A 16,726-nucleotide genomic window follows, 5' to 3' on the forward strand; every position below is an offset into this window, starting at 1 on the left:
GGTTGCTTCGCCTTCCGCTTAGGGTGCGACGTCAGCAGGCGCGGCCGTGTCGACGAGTTCTGCGACGAATCCGTCACCGTCGACGATCAGCTTGGCCTGGTACATCTCCTGCAGCAGCGCGTGGTCGTCTGCACGCACGGTGGTCGTGCCCTTCGGCCCCTCGAATTCGAAGCCTTCGAGAGCTGCGATCATGGCATCGACGTCACCGGCTCCCTCTTTCACAGCCTGCACGAGCATGATCGCCGCGTTGAAGCCGTCGGGGCTGAACAGGTCGACCGTTCCGCCCGCCGACTCGATCGCTTCGATCATCGCGGTGTTGACCTCGTTGTCCGGTCCGCCTGGGAAGTAGTGGTTCAGGAAGTTGATCTGCTCGGATGCTTCGCCGTAGGCGCCGAAGGTCGCGGCGTCGCCGAGCCCGGTGACAACGGGGACGGTCTCTAGAACGCCCTGCTGGCTCATCGCCTGCCACATGGCGCCGGAGGTGGCACCGGCCCAGGCGACGAACACAAGGTCCGGCTCAGCGCTGAGCACCTGCTGCGCGAACGGGGTGAACTCGGTAACGTCTTCTGCCACGAGCACCGGGGTGACTGTCGCACCCTGGGCGCCGAGGATCGCCTCGACGGCGGCGACGTTGCCCTGTCCGAAGGCATTGTTCTGCGCGAATACGGCGATGGACTTGCCGTTGATGTCGTCGAGGAATGTACCGGCAGTTGCGACGTCCTGGGCGGATTGACGTCCGGAGCGGAACGTGTACTCATTCACCCCGGTGATAGCGTCCGCGGCGGCGGGCCCGGAGATGAACAGCACCTTGTTCTGCGCGGCCTGTTCTGCCATGGCCAGAGCGACGCCCGAGGAGGCGCTGCCGAGGAGGATGTTCACGCCCTCGCCGATGAGCTGCTTGGCGGCGGTGACCGCTGTGTCGGGGTCACCGGCGTCGTCGCGGTACTCGATCGTGATCGTGGTTCCGTCGATCTCACCGGTGCCGTCCGTGGCGTAGTCGAGACCGGCTTTGAACGCGTCGAGGTACTGCTTGCCGTACCCGGCCAGTGGCCCGGTCTCGCTCGTGATGACGCCAGCAGTGATCTCTGCGACGGAGCCACCGTCGTCGCCGCCCGCGTCGGCTCCGCCGGAGCCAGCACCTGCCTGCGGCGCGCATGCCGACAGAACGAGGGCGGCCGCGGCCACCACAGAGCCCAGGAGTAACTTCTTTGAAACTCGCATGTGAATGCCTCTCACCGTTGGAAGGAATTGCTGCTTAATCTGAAAGCTGATTCAGGTTTCTTGAACTGTAATTTGTGCGACCGCTTTCGTCAAGCGCGACCCACGCGGTGCCCTTCGCTACGGTGGAGCGATGAGCGCATCGTTGAACCTCCCGGAACGTAGCAAGATCGTCAAGCAGCACCTCGATTCTGCCGGTGTCACCACCGAGATCCGAGTGTTGCCGGATTCAGCGCGCACCGCCGCAGAAGCCGCCGCTGCGATCGGCTGCAAGATTGCCGCGATCGCCAACAGTCTGGTTTTCCTCGCGGACGGCGCACCCGTTCTCGTGATGACCAGCGGTGGTCACCGCGCTGATTTCACCGTGCTCGCCGAGAACATCGGGGTCGCCAGCATCACGATGGCGCCGGCATCCGTTGTTCGTGAAGCGACCGGGCAGGCGATCGGCGGAGTCGCACCCGTCGGGCATCCCGCGCCCATTCGCACCTTCGTCGATGAGGCGCTTGAGTCCTACCCCGAAATCTGGGCCGCTGCAGGTCACCCGCACACGGTGATGCCGTTGACATTCGCTCAGCTGTGCGCTGTCACTGGCGGTACCGTGATTGCTGTCGCACGGGGATAGAAAGCGAAAAAGCCTCGAAGACTGGCGAGAGTCTTCGAGGCTAATCCGTGCACCCCCCCGGGCTCGAACCGGGAACCCATTGATTAAGAGTCAATTGCTCTGCCATTGAGCTAGAGGTGCGTGGCTGGGGATTTCCCCGGCCGAGGAATAACATTACCAGCGATCCTGACGCATGCGAAATCGAGCCGGGATCGGCGTGGCGCGACGCCCAGTATCCTGAGATGGTGACCGATTCCCCCGCCTCGAACGCGTTGACCCGAGACCTCGAACTTGCGCTCAAACTCGCGGATGCTGCCGACCTGCAGTCGCTGCCGCGCTTTGATGCCGCAGACCTGAAGATCTCGACGAAGGATGATCGTTCACACGTCACCGACGCGGATCTGGCGACCGAGCGGGCCATCCGTGCCCTGCTTGCTTCTGAACGCCCAGAGGACGGCATCTTCGGCGAGGAGTACGGCGCGGTGGGAAGCACCCACCGGCAATGGATCATCGATCCGATCGACGGCACCGCAAACTTCATGCGTGGCGTTCCCCTGTGGGGCACCATGATCGCTCTGGCCATCGATGGTGTGCCGCAGGTCGGGGTTGTCAGCATGCCGGCGCTGGGCCGCCGCTGGTGGGCCTCAACGGGCGCCGGCGCTTGGACCGCGACGGATGCCGAACCTCGTCGCCTGGAGACCTCGACGGTGTCCGCGATCGATGATGCAGCGGTGAGCTTTCAGAGCATCACTCAGTGGACCGACGCCGGGCACCAGAGCGCGCTGCTGCGCGTCGCCGATCGAGTCTGGCGGGATCGCGCCTACGGTGATGTGTACGCTTACATGCTGCTGGCAGAGGGTCGGCTCGAGATGGTGGCCGAGTTCGACGTCAAGGAATATGACATCGCAGCGGCTGTCCCTATCGTCCGTGAGGCCGGAGGCGCGTTCACGTCCTTCGACGGCGTCGACACCATCTCCGATCGTTCTTCCCTGGCTACCAACGGCATCCTTCACGAGGCGTTCCTCGAGTTGACGCATCCACCGACCACCACTTGACCTGAAGGCTGAGATGATCCCCCGCATCCCGCTTGCTGCCGCAGCAGTCGCTATCACCCTGCTGCTGACCGCGTGCTCCCCCGCTGCCGAACCGCCCACGGAGCCGAAGACTGAACCGTCCTCATCCAGTCCGGCTGCCGCGGTGCCCGCTGACGCACCCTCAGCACAGCCCGCTCCAACGGCGACCGTCGAACCCAATGAGACGCTCGCTGAGCCCACCTGCGAGACGATCATCTCCGAGAGCACCGTGGCCGCGTTCGGCGAACATGGCTGGACGTACGAAGCCGATGGCTTCCGACTCGGAGCCGATCTGGTCGACAACGGCATCCAGTGCGTCTGGGGCGACTACACCGTAGCCTCCGATCACGTCCAGATCTTCGGATGGGCACCGCTGGATACCGAAGCATCCATTGCCGCCCAGGAGAAGCTGATCGGCGAAGGCTGGCTGCGGGCCGACAGCGAGGGCCGCAACCTCATCACGGAACAGCATGCGTTCTCCCCGGATGAAGAGGGTTTCGGAATGACCTACGAATTCGGTGACGGCTGGGTCATTGTCGCCGACACCAAGCAGGGACTGCTCCTGCTCGACTGGCAGTAGGTCCCGGCAATCCGACGCGAAAGGCCGCTCCTCAACGAATGCTGAGGAGCGGCCTTTTCGCAGTGACAGCGGCGATTCCGCCGAAGACGTACGCACCACTCCTTACGCAGCTCGGCGCACCACGTGTTGTCACCTATCGACGACACAGCGACACCGCATACCCGAGGCTCGACCTACCATCCGTCCCCGCCCTGCGGACTTTTGTCCGAGAGCATGGGGACCAATGACATTTCCTACACGGCCCCGATGATGCTGTCGTGATGCGCGACGTTCCGGGCGGTTGGGCGTGTCCAGAGTGTGTGCATGTGCAGCAGGCGCAGGACGTGGAGATGCCGCCCGAGTTCAATGGCCCGATCATCCGAGGGTGGTGAGGTTGTCAGCGCGATTCCTGTCGGCGTGCTTTGATCTCCCTGCCGAGCTGGATGCCGCCAGCGACGACGATCAGAAGCCCGACAACGATCGTTGCGATACGGACCCAGACATCAGCGTCGGGGAAGAACAGGATCGTTGAGGCGAAGAGGAACGTCGCCGCGACGAAATACCAGACGGCGACCTGGGGCGCGTTGCGTGAACTCATGACGTGACTGGACCTTCCGTGAGGGACAGGATCATTCGATGCTACGCACGGTCATTGATGGCGCACATCCCCCACAAGACGGATATTTGCCAGCCATGCACTGCGGATGAGCCCGTGATGAACGATGCTGGGGCGATGGCAGCGATCATCCCGTTCCAATGATGGAGATGCGCCTGCGGCCTCCTGGCTGGGTCAGACGCTGACCTAGAGAAGCACTACGACGACGCGCACCCGGTACCCGAAGGCCCGAGACATCCCGAGCACATGACCTTCACGCGGGGGCGGCGCGAATACGTCGGGCGCTGATCTGTCTGGGCCTCCGTGCCCGGCGGAGTGACGCACCCTCCGGTTGCCTTCTCCTGACCCACTAACCCCAGCGGGTCTAGCTCAACTCCCCACCGTTGAACTACATCCGAGAGTATGCACAATCGCTGGATAAATCCTGATCATTAGCAAGCGATTATCCGTGAGTACGCGTACGGGCACAACGAAAGACCCCAACCGGCCCGAAGGCTAGGTGGGGGTCTTTGCGTAGTTCGGAGGGAGATCTAAGCAGGCGTCAACGCGCGGTGGGTTGAGACCGCGTTCCGCGCGTTTGCGCACTGCTGTTACTTCCGGACTCTACGCCCAAAAGGATGTCGACCTGCCGATCATTCTCGGAACCGAAAAGCATCGCAGACACAGATGAACCCCCGCGTTCCCTTACTAGAGTAAGGAAGGCGGGGGTTCATTTGTGACAGCGGTACGGTGGAGCTGGGGGGAATCGAACCCCCGTCCAACGCTGAGAGCTCACGGCTTCTCCGGGCGCAGTCTGTAGAGACGTTCTGCTCGGCTCCGACCTTTGTCACAGACACCTAAGTCGACGAGCCCAGCCTGGGAAGAGTCCCACGTGACGTCCAGACGCCATCACGCAGCAAGATTCCTAAATGACGCCAGGGTCCGTATCGGAATCACATACGGTCTGACGGACTATCGGGCTCGCTTATGCAGCGAGGGCGAAGTCGTTGCGCTTTGTTTCGGCAACTATAGTTTTGCAGGGAGCGTTCACGAGATAACCCTGCATCCTCGGCCCGCTTCACGTGGGTCCACAAGCACTGTCGAAACCGATCAGCCCCGTGGGTCCTTCTTGCGAAGGGACCGCTGTCACTCTGTGGATTTATCACCTCGAGCACCGAAGCACCCGAGCACCACAGACTACAACGTATCCGGAGCGCACGCTATTCCTGCCGTAGAGTCGGCACATGACTGCTGTGATCATCACCGTTCGAGGCGAGAATGAGACGCGAGTTGCTCCCGAACGGGCGCGCATCCGGGTCTCTGTCCATCATGAGGGCCCCGACCGCGCTACGGTCGTCGACAAGGCTCTGAGCCTCGCCGAGCCGGTCCGCTCAAGCATCAGCGAACGTGCGGATTCCGGCGTCGTGGCAGAGTGGTCCAGCAAGCGGCTGGCAGTACGCGCAGATCGCCCGTGGAACAACGAAGGCAAACAGCTCGCTCTGGTGTACCACGCCACCGTCGACTTCACGGCGACCTTCATCGAAGCATCCGAACTCTCCATCTGGGTGTCAGAGATCTCATCGTGGGAGAGCGTCGACGTCGGCAACGTCGACTGGCACCTCACCCCAGAAACGCGCGCCCGCATCGAACGCGAGGTGGCAGCAACGGCCGTCAGCGTCGCGGTCTCGCGCGCCCAGGCGTACGCCGGCGCGCTGAACCTGAGCACAGTCGTGCCCCTCGAGATCGCAGACGTCGGACTCATCTCGCGGGATCAGTCGCCGGCCGCACCGCAGATGCTCCGGGCCCGCGGCGCGGCATTCTCCGTAATGCAAGAATCCTCACCGGTGATGGCGTACGAACCCGACGACATCGTGATCGAAGCCACCGTGGAGGGCCGTTTCAGCGCGAGCTGAGCGGCATCCAGGTACTCACCTACTCAGCGGTTGAAGGGCGCCAGTTCTGCCGCCAGTCGCTCTGACACATGCGCGTGGATGCTGGTGCCGCTCTCGCCGTGCTCCGAAGAGAGCAGGATACCGGTCTCGTGAACGGCCGCCACGAGATCACCGCGGTCGTAGGGCACCAGAGCGTGCACTTCCACAGCCGGCTTCGGCAATGCCTCTTCGATCGCAGCCCGCAGCGCTTCCAGCCCCTCACCGGAGCGTGATGACACAAAGTGCGCCTTCGGCTCGAGTCCCTGGAGCACGAGACGCTCGTCGTCAGTGACCAGATCGGCCTTGTTGAAGACGACCAGCTCAGGAATGTCTCGAGCTCCGACATCGCCCATCACATCGCGCACCGTCTTCAGCTGAGAGGCAGGGTCCGGATGCGCGGCATCGACGACGTGCAGAACGAGGTCAGCACCCGCGACCTCTTCGAGCGTCGAGCGGAACGCCTCGACCAACTGGTGCGGCAGATTCCGTACGAACCCGACCGTGTCGGTGAACGTGTAGACACGACCGTCGGATGTCTCTGAGCGACGCACCGTGGCATCCAACGTCGCGAACAGCGCATTCTCGACCAGCACACCGGCGCTCGTCAGAGCGTTGAGCAGACTCGACTTGCCGGCGTTGGTGTACCCGGCGATGGCCACCGAAGGAATCGTGTTGCGCTTGCGCTCAGCACGTTTGGCGTCACGCGCAGGCGCGAAATCACGGATCTGCCGACGCAAAATCGCCATGCGGGTGCGGATGCGACGCCGATCGAGCTCGATCTTCGTCTCACCGGGACCACGCGATCCCATGCCCGCTCCCCCGGCGCCGACCTGGCCACCGGCCTGCCGGCTCATGGAATCGCCCCAGCCGCGCAGCCGCGGCAGCAGGTACTCGAGCTGCGCGAGTTCGACCTGAGCCTTGCCCTCGCGGCTCTGGGCGTGCTGGCTGAAGATGTCGAGGATCACCGTGGTGCGATCGATCACCTTCACCTTGACGACGTCTTCGAGTGCGCGCCGCTGGCTGGGCGCCAGCTCGCTGTCGGCGATGACGGTGTCAGCACCGGTGGCTGCGACGAGATCCTTGAGCTCCAGTGCCTTCCCGCGTCCGAGGTACGTGGCAGGGTCGGGCTGCGGACGCCGTTGCAGGACGCCGTCCAGAACGACAGCACCGGCTGTTTCGGCAAGGGCTGCGAGTTCGCGAAGCGAGTTCTCCGCATCGGTCTGCGCGCCCTGCGGGTATACACCGACCAGGACGACGTTCTCCAGCCGCAACTGGCGGTACTCGACCTCGGTGACGTCATCGAGTTCGGTCGAGAGGCCGCCGACTCGTCTGAGAGCGTTCCTGTCCGCGAGATCCCATTGATCTCCGTCGCGGTTCGCGTGCGTCGCGGTGGCGTCGCTCTGGAGCGCTTCGGCTGCACCGAACACTCGCGCCTGCGTGCGCGTCTCTGCGCTCGCAAGTACCCGGTTCACGGTGTCGTCGTTGTGACTTTCGTCTTTGGCTTTCGTCATCCTCTGCCTTCTGTGTGCCGCGCCTTAACCTTAACCCGGCTCTCCGGTACGCTCGCTCTATGGGGTCCGATCACTACTTCACTGCGGCCCCGGCAAGTGCGGAGAACCTGCGTACCATCCCGGTGACGCTCGCAGGCCGTGAACTCGAGATGACCACCGCTGGTGGCGTCTTCAGTCCTGACCGCTTGGATGCCGGTACCGCAGTTCTATTCAGCAATATGCCACCGCTACCGCCGAGTGGTCACTTCCTCGACCTCGGAAGCGGTTGGGGGCCGATCACTATCACCATGGCATTAGCCTCTCCGCATGCGACAGTTTGGGCAGTCGACGTGAATGAGCGTGCGCTCGATCTCGTCCGACGCAATGCCGATGCTCTCGGCCTCACCAATGTCAACGCTGTGCTTCCCGACGATGTTCCCGATGACATCGCTTTTCGCACCATCCGGTCGAATCCGCCGATACGCGTCGGGAAGAATGTGCTCCACGACATGCTGGAACGCTGGATCCCGCGTCTCGATGAATCAAGCGATGCGTGGCTGGTGGTGCAGCGCAACCTCGGCGCAGATTCCCTCCAACGCTGGCTCGGCGCGACATTCACCCCGGGGTACAGCGTGTTCCGGACGGCAACAGGCAAGGGCTATCGCATCCTGAAGATCCGCAAGCACGGAACCCCACCGACGGAGCCGATCTCCCTGGTCTGAGTGAGACTCTGGCATTCGAACATCAGACGAGGTCGATCGTGCCGGTGTAGACCAACTGTGCAGGTCCGGAAAGAGCAACGTGCTCGCCGTCCTCAGCCGGGAACATCCGTACCCCGAGGGCGCCACCGGGCGTCTCGACGCGCCAGTTATCCGGTGCACGGTCGCCCGCCCAATAGCGCACGGCAAGCGCAGTGGCCGCTACCCCGGTGCCGCAGCTGAGGGTCTCCCCCACGCCGCGTTCGAACACGCGCATCTTCACGTGCCCGACACCGTCGCGCACGAGCGGCTCTCCCGGGACCACGAACTCCACATTCGCGCCAGCCGAAAGCTGGGGCTCGAGCTCCGGAATGTATTCGAGTTCGAGTCCGGTCAGTTCCTCGTCGGATGCCAGCGCGACAACGACGTGCGGGTTGCCCAGGTCAATGCCTAGTCCTGGGCGTGCGACGTCGAGGCCTCGAGCCTTGGCGAGAGGATCGTCTCCGGACAGACGCCAGCGCCCGAGATCCACCTGATAGCCGGTGCCACTGCTGGTCACATCGCGCACTCCGGCGCGCGTGCCGATCGGCAGTGTTGATCCGGGTTCGATTGTCGCGAGTCCGGCGCGAACCAGATAGTGCGCGAAGACACGGATGCCGTTGCCACACATCTCGGCGATCGACCCATCGGCGTTGCGATAGTCCATGAACCATTCGGCTGCGGGCTCCTCTGCAAGCGAGGCCCGGCCTTCCGGGAGAACGGCGGAGCGCACGACCCGCAGCACGCCGTCTGCGCCGATACCGAAGTTGCGGTCACAGAGTGCGGCCACCTGCTCGGCGGTGAGCTCCAGCTCGCCATCCGGATCGGCGATGATGATGAAGTCATTGCCGGTGCCATGTCCCTTGGTGAATGCGACCATGGGAACAGTCTAAAGAGGATCGGACACCCGCCAGATCTCTTTCAGTGCCAGGTGGCCGGCACGTGTGATGTCCACTCCGCGACCTACCGGCCGTCGAACCACCCATGCGCGTTCGATGAATGCTTGCGCGATTGCAGATCCCAATGATCCTGCGAGGTGGGGTCTGCGCTCGGTCCAGTCCGGACAACCGCGGGTCAGGCGTCGGCGCGCCTGGGAGAGTTCGTTCACCTCAATGCCCTGTGCGCGTAGATGCGCGGCGCCTCGCTCCGTGACATCGACCAGATCCGTGGCGAGCCACCCGTTTTCGACCAGGCTGTGGGCCAGCGCGATTCCCAGTCTTCCTGCCAGATGGTCGTAGCAGAGCCGCGCATGAGCAAGGTCTCGCGCTCCGGCCGCCTGTCGATACGTGATCTCCGGTGCCGGCGGACACAGATGTCCCAGGCGTTCCAGCGCACTCGCTACGTCGGCGTCCGTGATGGCATAGAAGCGCTGACGCCCACGCGGTGTGCACACGATGAGGCCGGCGTCGAGCAGCGCCGAAAGATGCTCGCTCGCTGTCGACGCGCTGACGCCGGCAGCAGCGGATAGTTCCCCGGCAGGACGGGCTGAACCATCCATCAGCATGTTGAGGAAGGCGGAGCGGGTCGGTGCTGACAGCGCACGCCCGATCACGGAGAGGTCGCGTGACATGGCGCCATCGTACCCGAGCACACTTCGGTACATCCCGAAACGTCCCCGCAGTATCGTGCCAGCATGACACTCCACACATACGACACCGCTCTCCGCTGGCACGGCTCGACTGCCGATGGTTATCGCGGGTACTCCCGTGGTCACACGGCAACAGTGGCTCCGACTGACGCGGTACTGGCCCTGTCGGCAGACCCCGCTTTCCGCGGCGATGCGACCCTGCTCAATCCGGAACAGCTTCTTGTCACAGCCACGAGCTCTTGTCAGCTTCTGTCCTTTCTCGCGGTAGCGGCGATGCGCGGGATCCATGTCCACGACTACACGGACACGGCTCGGGGGTTCATGGATGACCGAGTATCCCCTGCTGCGATCTCGCGCATCGTGCTGCAACCGGTGATCACCGTCCTCCGGGGCACCGACAGCGCAGAAGTTCTCGACGCGGTCAACGCCGCTCATGCAGGCTGCTACATCGCGAACTCTCTCCGATCCAGCGTGGAGCTCCGGCCGACGGTGGTCGTAGCGTGAGCGTCGTGCTGCGGGACATCGGCCTGTTGCTGCGCACGGATCCGGGCTCTCTTGCGGAGTTCGGCGAGGTCCTCGGAGCCGCGCGTGTCAGCCTCGAGGGCGGGGGCGTGTTTACGTATCAGGATGCATCGATCGCGCACTTCCTCGTGGATGATGCCGACGCCGCAGTCGAAGCTTTGAATGCCCACGGAATCGGCCCCGTCATCATCAGCGACGTCGTCATGCTGAGACTCGATCAGGGGAAAGCAGGTCAGCTCGGCGCCTTCACTCGCATCCTCGCCGATGCGGGCATCGAGATTCTCGTGCAGTACAGCGATCACGACCACCGACTGGTCCTGGTCGTACCGCCCGATCAGCACCTGCGCGCCACGCAGATTGCTTCTGCTTGGGACGTCCGCTGACTGCCGCAGAACTCTACAGCGAATACTGCCCCGCTCTGGCGTGCGAAGCGGCTGAGGTCGAGGATGGAGTCAGGAGGATGACATGGGACGCAAGAAGAAAGACATCAGCCAGGTGAGCCCGGCGAGAAAAGCGGCGCTCGGAGTGCTCGGAATCGTGCAGGTCGCCTTCGCTGCACTGGCATTCTGGGATCTGGCACATCGGACGGACATTCAGCTACGGGGCGCAAAGCCCGCCTGGATCCCCGTCATTCTGGTGAACTGGATCGGTCCCGCCGTCTACTTCGTATTCGGTATCAGACGCGATACCCGGTAACGTCCGCAAAGGAAATCACGGTTACGGGCGACGTCTAAAAGCTCGAGATCGAGCGCGCGTGGGAACAGCGGGGCCCCTGCTCCGAGGGTAACCGGTGCGAACTGCACCCAGACCTCATCGAGCAGACCGGCGTCGGCGAACTGGCCTGCCAGGTCACCGCCACCGATGATCCAGAGATCCTGCTCTCCTGCAGCTACTGTCATTGCTGCGTGGACCTCGGCGATGGGCGCCTGAGTGAGCGTCACTTCCGCGCCATCCGGCACGGGAAGGTCGCGATGTGTGAACACCCAGGCGGGCTGGGTGTAACCCCATTGGCCCTGCTCATGCTCCAGCACCCACTCGTAGGTGGAAGCTCCCATCGCCAGCGCGCCGATCGTCTTCTCGAACTGCTGATAGGCCATCGCGCCGTCTGGATCGACATCCTGCTTCAGGAGCCAATCGAGTGAGTGATCTGTCGTCGCGATGAAGCCGTCGAGGCTGGACGCGGTGAAATAGTGAGTCGCCATACAAGGACGTTCGCATCCACCACCGACATCAGTCAGATCACGTCCGCTGGATCCGTTCCAGGGCTAACCCATTCCAGGTCCGGATAGCGTTTGAACCACGAAACCTGACGGCGTGCGTAGCGTCGCGTCAGCGCTTGAGTCTCGGCGATCGCGTCTGCCTCTGACTTCTCCCCTGCCAGCTGCGCGAGCGCCTGGGCGTAACCGATGGCTCGTGGGGCGGTCGTACCGCGTTCCAGGCCTGCTTCGCGAAGCAGAGCGACCTCGCCAAGAATCCCCTGCTGCCACATCCGTTCCACGCGGCGGTCGAGGCGCTCGACGAGCTCCGGACGATCGACGTGCAGGCCAACGATTCGGGTGTCCGGGTGCCACAGCCGTGGCTCTTCCGGCAGAGCCGCACCGTGTGTCTGGGCGCCCTGTTCAATAACTTCCAAGGCACGCATCACGCGGCGACTGTTCTTCGAGTCGATGCGCGCTGCCGTCGCGGCATCGGCCTGTTGCAGCCGGGCGAAGAGCGCGGGAGCTCCCTGCTCCTCCAGTTCGAGTGCGAGTCGCTCACGTACGGCAGGATCGCGCGGTGGGAAATGGAAATCGAAGATGACGCTCGATACATACAGTCCGGAACCGCCGACCAGAATCGCGTCCCCACCACGTGCATGGATGTCGGCGATCGCGGCCCGTGCCAGCGGCTGGTACCAGGCGACCGCGGCCTCCTCATCCACCTCGCGAACATCGAACATGTGGTGCGGGATGCCCCGACGTTCAGCGAGCGGAAGTTTTGCTGTGCCGATATCCATGCCCCGGTACAGCTGCATCGCATCGGCGTTGACGATCTCTGCGGAGTTCCCCCGCGCTCGCAAAGCCTCGGCAAGATTCAGCGCGAGGTCGCTCTTACCGGTGCCTGTCGCTCCGACGATCGCCCAGACGCGAGGAGTGTCAGACACCGACGCGCAGCGTGGGAAGGCCGAGCGAAACCGCTCGCGGAGCACTAGATTCGCCGGCCGCGGCGGGCACGCCACAGGACTCGGCCTGCGAACGATCCCAGGCGTCACCGCCGCGCGTGCGACGAACCCGCAGCGGAGCACCGGCCGGGTCGTCCGCAAGCAGGTGGAATGGTGCGCCGTGCGTGATCTTCACCGTCACCACATCACCGGGACGCGGCAGCTGCGATCCCTCGGTGACTTCGAAGTGCACGAGACGGCCGTCTTCAGCGCGCCCCGTCAGCCGGTGTGTCGCGGCATCCTTTTTGCCCTCGCCAACTGAGACGAGAACGTTGACCTCGCGACCGACCTGCGCCTGATTCTCTTCGAGCGAGATCCGCTCCTGCAACGCGAGCAGACGGTTGTAGCGCTCCTGCACAACAGCCTTCGGAACCTGATCTTCCATCGTCGCCGCTGGCGTTCCCTCGCGGATCGAGTATTGGAAGGTAAAGGCGCTCGCGAAGCGGGCCTGCTCGACCACGCGCATCGTGTCTTCAAAGTCTTCTTCGGTCTCGCCAGGGAATCCCACGATGATGTCAGTGGTGATCGCGGCGTACGGAATGCGCTCGCGCACCTTGTCGAGAATGCCGAGGAACTTCGAACTGCGGTATGAGCGACGCATCGCCTTCAGAACGCGATCGCTGCCAGACTGCAGCGGCATGTGCAGCTGTGGCATGACGTTCGACGTCTCAGCCATCGCGTCGATGACGTCGTCGGTGAACGCAGCCGGGTGCGGACTCGTGAAGCGGATGCGCTCGAGCCCCTCGATCTGACCTGCTGCGCGCAGCAGCTTGCTGAACGCCTGGCGGTCACCGAACTCCACACCGTAGGAGTTCACGTTCTGGCCGAGCAGCGTGACCTCGATTGCGCCGTCTTCGACGAGCAAACGGATCTCGTTCAGGATGTCACCGGGGCGACGGTCCTTCTCTTTGCCCCGCAGACTCGGGACGATGCAGAACGTGCACGTGTTGTTGCAGCCAACGGAGATCGACACCCATCCACTGTGCGCAGAGTCGCGCTTGGTGGGCAGCGTGGAGGGGAATACCTCGAGCGATTCCAGGATCTCCAGCTCAGCATCGCCGTTGTGACGAGCACGTTCCAACAGACCGGGCAGCGAACCCATGTTGTGTGTGCCGAAGACGACATCAACCCAGGGGGCCTTATCGAGTACTGCTTCTTTGTCCATCTGGGCGAGACAGCCGCCCACGGCGATCTGCATGCCCTCTTTGCGCCGCTTCACCGAGGCGAGGTGGCCGAGGGTTCCGTAGAGCTTGCCTGCGGCGTTATCGCGGACAGCACAGGTATTGATGATGACGACATCGGCTTCAGCGCCGCTGTCTGCTCGGAGGTATCCGGCGCTTTCCAGCGAGCCGGACAGGCGCTCGGAATCGTGCACATTCATCTGGCAACCGAACGTGCGCACTTCGTAGGTTCGCTGTTGTCCGTCTGCGTCGACGGCCGCCGACGAGGCCGTGATGATCGTCGGTTCACTGCGCGGAGTAATCATGGTGCAACCATTCTACGAGCGGAAACCGGGACTCTCTCCGAAGCCGGGAAGATCGTCACTCCGAATCGACGAAACGCACCCCGCTGGACCGCGTGCCCAGGGACGCTTCGGTCAGCGCCGTCCGCGCAGCCGTCATGGCGACAGAGCCGCCGTAACCCCGGCGTGCCAGCTGCCCGACAAGCCGGCGCAATGCTGTCTCGAAGTCCAACCGTGACAGCGAGCGCGCCTTCGTTCGCGCGAACTCCAGCGCGCGTTCGGCATCATCGTCGGGAAGCTCGCCCAGGGCAGCGTCGATGACATCACGACGGAGGCCGCGCTGTGCGAGCGAACGGGACAGCGCGATGCGCCCCTGGCCCTTGCGTTCGATGCCAGAGGCCACCAGTTGCTCGGCAAGGGCCGCATCGTCCAGGTAGCCGCGTCGGCAGAAGTCGTCGATCACATCATCGATCTGCGCAGAATTCAGTTCGTTACCGCGAAGTATCTGGCGTGCCTCGGAGAGGGAGAGAGAACGCGCACGCAGCTTGCGCACGAGTGCCTCTTCGGCAGCGCTCCGAGCTTCGTCGTGCTCGCGGTCGTCGTTCTTGTCGCGCTCGTCGTCAATGTGTGTTTCGCTACCGCCTTCAGCGTGAGCTCTCCGCACAGGCAGGCTCGACGCCGGAACAAGCTTCCCGCCGAACAGCGGGATCACGGGGGCGAGGTCTGACTCGCCCCCGTTTCCGTCAGCCATGATCAGGCCGGACGACGCTGTGCGAGTTCATCAGCAGTCGCAGGCGCCTCTTCTGCCTTCGCGCCACCGATGCCGAGCTTCTGCTTGATCTTCGTCTCGATCTCCAGAGCGATGTCAGCGTTCTTGATCAGGAAGTTACGGGCGTTCTCCTTGCCCTGTCCCAGCTGATCGCCCTCGTAGGTGTACCAGGAGCCCGACTTCTTCACGAGAGCGTGCTCAACACCGAAGTCGATGAGACTCCCCTCACGGGAGATTCCCGTGCCGTACAGGATGTCGAATTCTGCCTGCTTGAAGGGCGGAGCCATCTTGTTCTTCACGACCTTGACCCGCGTGCGGTTACCCACAGCCTCGGTGCCGTCCTTCATCGTCTCGATGCGACGAATGTCGAGTCGCACCGAAGCGTAGAACTTCAGCGCCTTGCCACCGGCAGTGGTCTCCGGCGAACCGAAGAAGACACCGATCTTCTCGCGCAACTGGTTGATGAAGATCATCGTGGTGTTCGTCTGGCTCAGACCACCCGTGAGCTTGCGTAGTGCCTGCGACATGAGCCGTGCCTGCAGACCCACGTGAGAATCACCCATCTCGCCCTCGATCTCAGCACGCGGCACAAGAGCAGCCACCGAGTCGATGACGATGAGGTCGATGGCGCCAGAGCGCACGAGCATGTCGGCGATCTCGAGAGCCTGCTCACCGGTGTCTGGCTGGGAGACGAGAAGAGCATCGATGTCAACACCGAGCTTCTTCGCGTACTCCGGGTCAAGTGCGTGCTCAGCGTCGATGAAAGCGGCGATGCCGCCGCCACGCTGCGCGTTCGCGATAGCGTGCAGCGTCAACGTTGTCTTACCCGACGACTCAGGGCCGTAGATCTCTACGATGCGGCCACGCGGGAGACCACCGACGCCAAGAGCGACGTCGAGGGCGATGGAGCCTGTCGGAATGACGGCAACCGGCGCGCGCTCGTCGCTGCCCAGTCGCATGACCGAGCCTTTTCCGAACTGCCGGTCGATCTGGGCGAGAGCTGAATCCAGGGACTTCTCGCGGTCTGCGGATGATGCCATCATGTGCTCCTATTTGTTCGCGTGGTGCCGCCTGTAGGCTGTCGCGGCCACCCCGACTGGGGCGAACTCTCCGACAAGGCGTATGGTTTTTCGGCCTGTCTTCACCGTAGAAGGGGGCTCAGACATTGCGTCGGAAATCCCAGGAACGGTGGAAAACGTCGCCTCGAAACCATGTGTGCAGAACACTACGCGCACTTCGAACAGATATTCGACGACACGCCGAATCTGTGTCGACTTGTATCGGACGTCGACTCAGTTCTTTCGCGGCTCAATCCGGCCAGCACCGTAACGACGGTTCGCCGGAACATCGGTCGCATCGCAGAGTGCGAGCCAGATGTCACGTGGTGCCACACCAGCATCCAGCGCTTCCGATGCAGTGCGGTTGCCGATCGCGTCCAAGACGAGGTCCGTCGTCAGATTCGAAGCCCTCGCACCGAACTCAAGTTGGACAGCTCGAAGAAACTCACTACGTCGCATCGACGGCGATCAGTGCAGCGAGAGCTCGGGCTCGATCGATGCGACCAGGTCGTCCGGAACAACATCAGGGAACACCTGGATGCCTTCAAGAACAGAGATGCGGTCGCCGACCTCGCGCATGATCATCGAGATAGGGACGTCGAGTGCCTCAGCAACCGAAGCGAGAATCTCGCTGGAGGCTTCCTTCTGCCCTCGCTCAACCTCGCTGAGATATCCGAGCGCAACGGAAGCCTTGCTCGCAACCTGCCGGAGCGTACGCCCCTTCTGCAGGCGGAAGTCCCTCAGCACATCGCCGATTTCCTGTCGTACAAGAATCATCGGAACCTCCCCTCCATTTCCTTGCCCGGAGCCACTTGCGAATGGATCGCCAGTCTAACCCGATGCGTTAGGAAAAACGCTACCCTTTCACGCTGTGCTTTGCTTGTGAGCACGCCTGTCATTGACACATTGATAATAACCGGCAT

At 63.2% G+C, this 16,726-nt stretch carries 20 protein-coding genes, 1 tRNA gene and 1 other RNA gene; 8 read left to right on the top strand and 14 right to left on the bottom strand.

All coding sequences use genetic code 11. The annotated features are described in order from the left end of the window. Nucleotides 1–18 precede the first annotated feature (18 nt). Nucleotides 19–1,221 carry a substrate-binding domain-containing protein gene (locus ACSU1L_RS03495; RefSeq protein WP_439254731.1) on the bottom strand — a complete coding sequence of 401 codons (1,203 nt, stop codon included), beginning with the start codon at nt 1,219–1,221 and terminating at the stop codon, nt 19–21. Nucleotides 1,222–1,351: 130 nt separating this feature from the next. Here ACSU1L_RS03495 and ACSU1L_RS03500 point away from each other — a divergent pair, with 130 nt between their 5' ends. Beyond that, complete coding sequence (locus ACSU1L_RS03500; RefSeq protein WP_439254732.1) at nt 1,352–1,840, top strand: YbaK/EbsC family protein; 489 nt, start codon at nt 1,352–1,354, stop codon at nt 1,838–1,840. A 48-nt stretch (nt 1,841–1,888) separates the two neighbouring features. Here ACSU1L_RS03500 and ACSU1L_RS03505 read toward each other — a convergent pair. Further along, a tRNA-Lys gene (locus tag ACSU1L_RS03505) sits at nt 1,889–1,960 on the bottom strand. Between the two features lie 104 nt (nt 1,961–2,064). On the opposite strand from ACSU1L_RS03505, the gene ACSU1L_RS03510 reads away from it, so the two are divergent. Then, nucleotides 2,065–2,874, top strand: a complete 810-nt coding sequence (locus ACSU1L_RS03510; RefSeq protein WP_438254780.1) for an inositol monophosphatase family protein — start codon at nt 2,065–2,067, stop codon at nt 2,872–2,874. A gap of 13 nt (nt 2,875–2,887) precedes the next feature. Beyond that, entirely contained in the window at nt 2,888–3,472 is a 585-nt protein-coding gene (locus ACSU1L_RS03515) for a hypothetical protein (protein WP_439254733.1), read from the top strand. A 376-nt stretch (nt 3,473–3,848) separates the two neighbouring features. Here ACSU1L_RS03515 and ACSU1L_RS03520 read toward each other — a convergent pair whose 3' ends face one another. Next, nucleotides 3,849–4,049: a hypothetical protein gene (locus tag ACSU1L_RS03520; protein WP_439254734.1), complete on the bottom strand. Its 201-nt coding sequence runs from the start codon at nt 4,047–4,049 to the stop codon at nt 3,849–3,851. A 745-nt stretch (nt 4,050–4,794) separates the two neighbouring features. Beyond that, nucleotides 4,795–5,164: a transfer-messenger RNA gene (gene ssrA, locus ACSU1L_RS03525) on the bottom strand. Nucleotides 5,165–5,290: 126 nt separating this feature from the next. Between ssrA and ACSU1L_RS03530 the strand changes: the two genes are divergently transcribed. Beyond that, complete coding sequence (locus ACSU1L_RS03530) at nt 5,291–5,959, top strand: SIMPL domain-containing protein (RefSeq protein ID WP_439254735.1); 669 nt, start codon at nt 5,291–5,293, stop codon at nt 5,957–5,959. Nucleotides 5,960–5,982: 23 nt separating this feature from the next. On the opposite strand, the gene hflX is transcribed toward ACSU1L_RS03530, so the two are convergent. Then, the gene (gene hflX, locus ACSU1L_RS03535) at nt 5,983–7,488 is read right to left on the bottom strand and encodes a GTPase HflX (protein ID WP_439254736.1); all 1,506 of its coding nucleotides are present in this window, start codon (nt 7,486–7,488) and stop codon (nt 5,983–5,985) included. A 59-nt stretch (nt 7,489–7,547) separates the two neighbouring features. On the opposite strand from hflX, the gene ACSU1L_RS03540 reads away from it, so the two are divergent. Beyond that, nucleotides 7,548–8,189 (top strand): class I SAM-dependent methyltransferase, encoded by a 642-nt coding sequence (locus ACSU1L_RS03540; RefSeq protein ID WP_438254786.1) that lies wholly within the window; start codon nt 7,548–7,550, stop codon nt 8,187–8,189. Nucleotides 8,190–8,211: 22 nt separating this feature from the next. On the opposite strand, the gene dapF is transcribed toward ACSU1L_RS03540, so the two are convergent. Both dapF and ACSU1L_RS03550 read right to left on the bottom strand, forming a co-directional pair. Continuing rightward, nucleotides 8,212–9,084, bottom strand: a complete 873-nt coding sequence (gene dapF / locus ACSU1L_RS03545; RefSeq protein ID WP_439254737.1) for a diaminopimelate epimerase — start codon at nt 9,082–9,084, stop codon at nt 8,212–8,214. A gap of 9 nt (nt 9,085–9,093) precedes the next feature. Then, nucleotides 9,094–9,774: an ArsR/SmtB family transcription factor gene (locus ACSU1L_RS03550; protein ID WP_439254738.1), complete on the bottom strand. Its 681-nt coding sequence runs from the start codon at nt 9,772–9,774 to the stop codon at nt 9,094–9,096. Nucleotides 9,775–9,837: 63 nt separating this feature from the next. Between ACSU1L_RS03550 and ACSU1L_RS03555 the strand changes: the two genes are divergently transcribed. The 3 genes from ACSU1L_RS03555 to ACSU1L_RS03565 all read left to right on the top strand — a co-directional run bounded on the left by ACSU1L_RS03555 (nt 9,838) and on the right by ACSU1L_RS03565 (nt 11,010). Further along, nucleotides 9,838–10,296, top strand: a complete 459-nt coding sequence (locus ACSU1L_RS03555) for an OsmC family protein (protein ID WP_439254739.1) — start codon at nt 9,838–9,840, stop codon at nt 10,294–10,296. Next, nucleotides 10,293–10,697 carry a hypothetical protein gene (locus tag ACSU1L_RS03560; protein WP_439254740.1) on the top strand — a complete coding sequence of 135 codons (405 nt, stop codon included), beginning with the start codon at nt 10,293–10,295 and terminating at the stop codon, nt 10,695–10,697. Before ACSU1L_RS03555 ends, ACSU1L_RS03560 begins: the two co-directional genes overlap by 4 nt. An 82-nt stretch (nt 10,698–10,779) precedes the next feature. After that, the gene (locus tag ACSU1L_RS03565) at nt 10,780–11,010 is read left to right on the top strand and encodes a PLDc N-terminal domain-containing protein (protein ID WP_439254741.1); all 231 of its coding nucleotides are present in this window, start codon (nt 10,780–10,782) and stop codon (nt 11,008–11,010) included. On the opposite strand, the gene ACSU1L_RS03570 is transcribed toward ACSU1L_RS03565, so the two are convergent. From ACSU1L_RS03570 to ACSU1L_RS03600, 7 genes are all read right to left on the bottom strand, one after another. Then, the gene (locus tag ACSU1L_RS03570) at nt 10,974–11,516 is read right to left on the bottom strand and encodes a dihydrofolate reductase family protein (RefSeq protein ID WP_438254795.1); all 543 of its coding nucleotides are present in this window, start codon (nt 11,514–11,516) and stop codon (nt 10,974–10,976) included. The two genes, ACSU1L_RS03565 and ACSU1L_RS03570, sit on opposite strands and share 37 nt — an antisense overlap. Before the next feature lie 32 nt (nt 11,517–11,548). After that, entirely contained in the window at nt 11,549–12,457 is a 909-nt protein-coding gene (miaA, locus tag ACSU1L_RS03575; protein WP_439254742.1) for a tRNA (adenosine(37)-N6)-dimethylallyltransferase MiaA, read from the bottom strand. Then, nucleotides 12,450–14,000, bottom strand: coding sequence for a tRNA (N6-isopentenyl adenosine(37)-C2)-methylthiotransferase MiaB (gene miaB, locus ACSU1L_RS03580; RefSeq protein ID WP_439254743.1), 1,551 nt, complete (start codon nt 13,998–14,000; stop codon nt 12,450–12,452). The genes miaA and miaB overlap by 8 nt, the downstream gene beginning before the upstream one ends. A gap of 55 nt (nt 14,001–14,055) precedes the next feature. Next, nucleotides 14,056–14,727 (bottom strand): regulatory protein RecX, encoded by a 672-nt coding sequence (locus tag ACSU1L_RS03585; protein WP_439254744.1) that lies wholly within the window; start codon nt 14,725–14,727, stop codon nt 14,056–14,058. Between the two features lie 2 nt (nt 14,728–14,729). Continuing rightward, the gene (recA, locus tag ACSU1L_RS03590; protein WP_438254802.1) at nt 14,730–15,785 is read right to left on the bottom strand and encodes a recombinase RecA; all 1,056 of its coding nucleotides are present in this window, start codon (nt 15,783–15,785) and stop codon (nt 14,730–14,732) included. A 252-nt stretch (nt 15,786–16,037) separates the two neighbouring features. Continuing rightward, nucleotides 16,038–16,262, bottom strand: coding sequence for a DUF3046 domain-containing protein (locus tag ACSU1L_RS03595; protein WP_439254745.1), 225 nt, complete (start codon nt 16,260–16,262; stop codon nt 16,038–16,040). 9 nt (nt 16,263–16,271) lie between these two features. Further along, complete coding sequence (locus ACSU1L_RS03600) at nt 16,272–16,580, bottom strand: helix-turn-helix domain-containing protein (RefSeq protein ID WP_438254804.1); 309 nt, start codon at nt 16,578–16,580, stop codon at nt 16,272–16,274. Between the last annotated feature and the right edge of the window lie 146 nt (nt 16,581–16,726).

This window comes from Microbacterium sp. A94 (genome assembly GCF_051842855.1).
GTDB lineage: Bacteria > Actinomycetota > Actinomycetes > Actinomycetales > Microbacteriaceae > Microbacterium.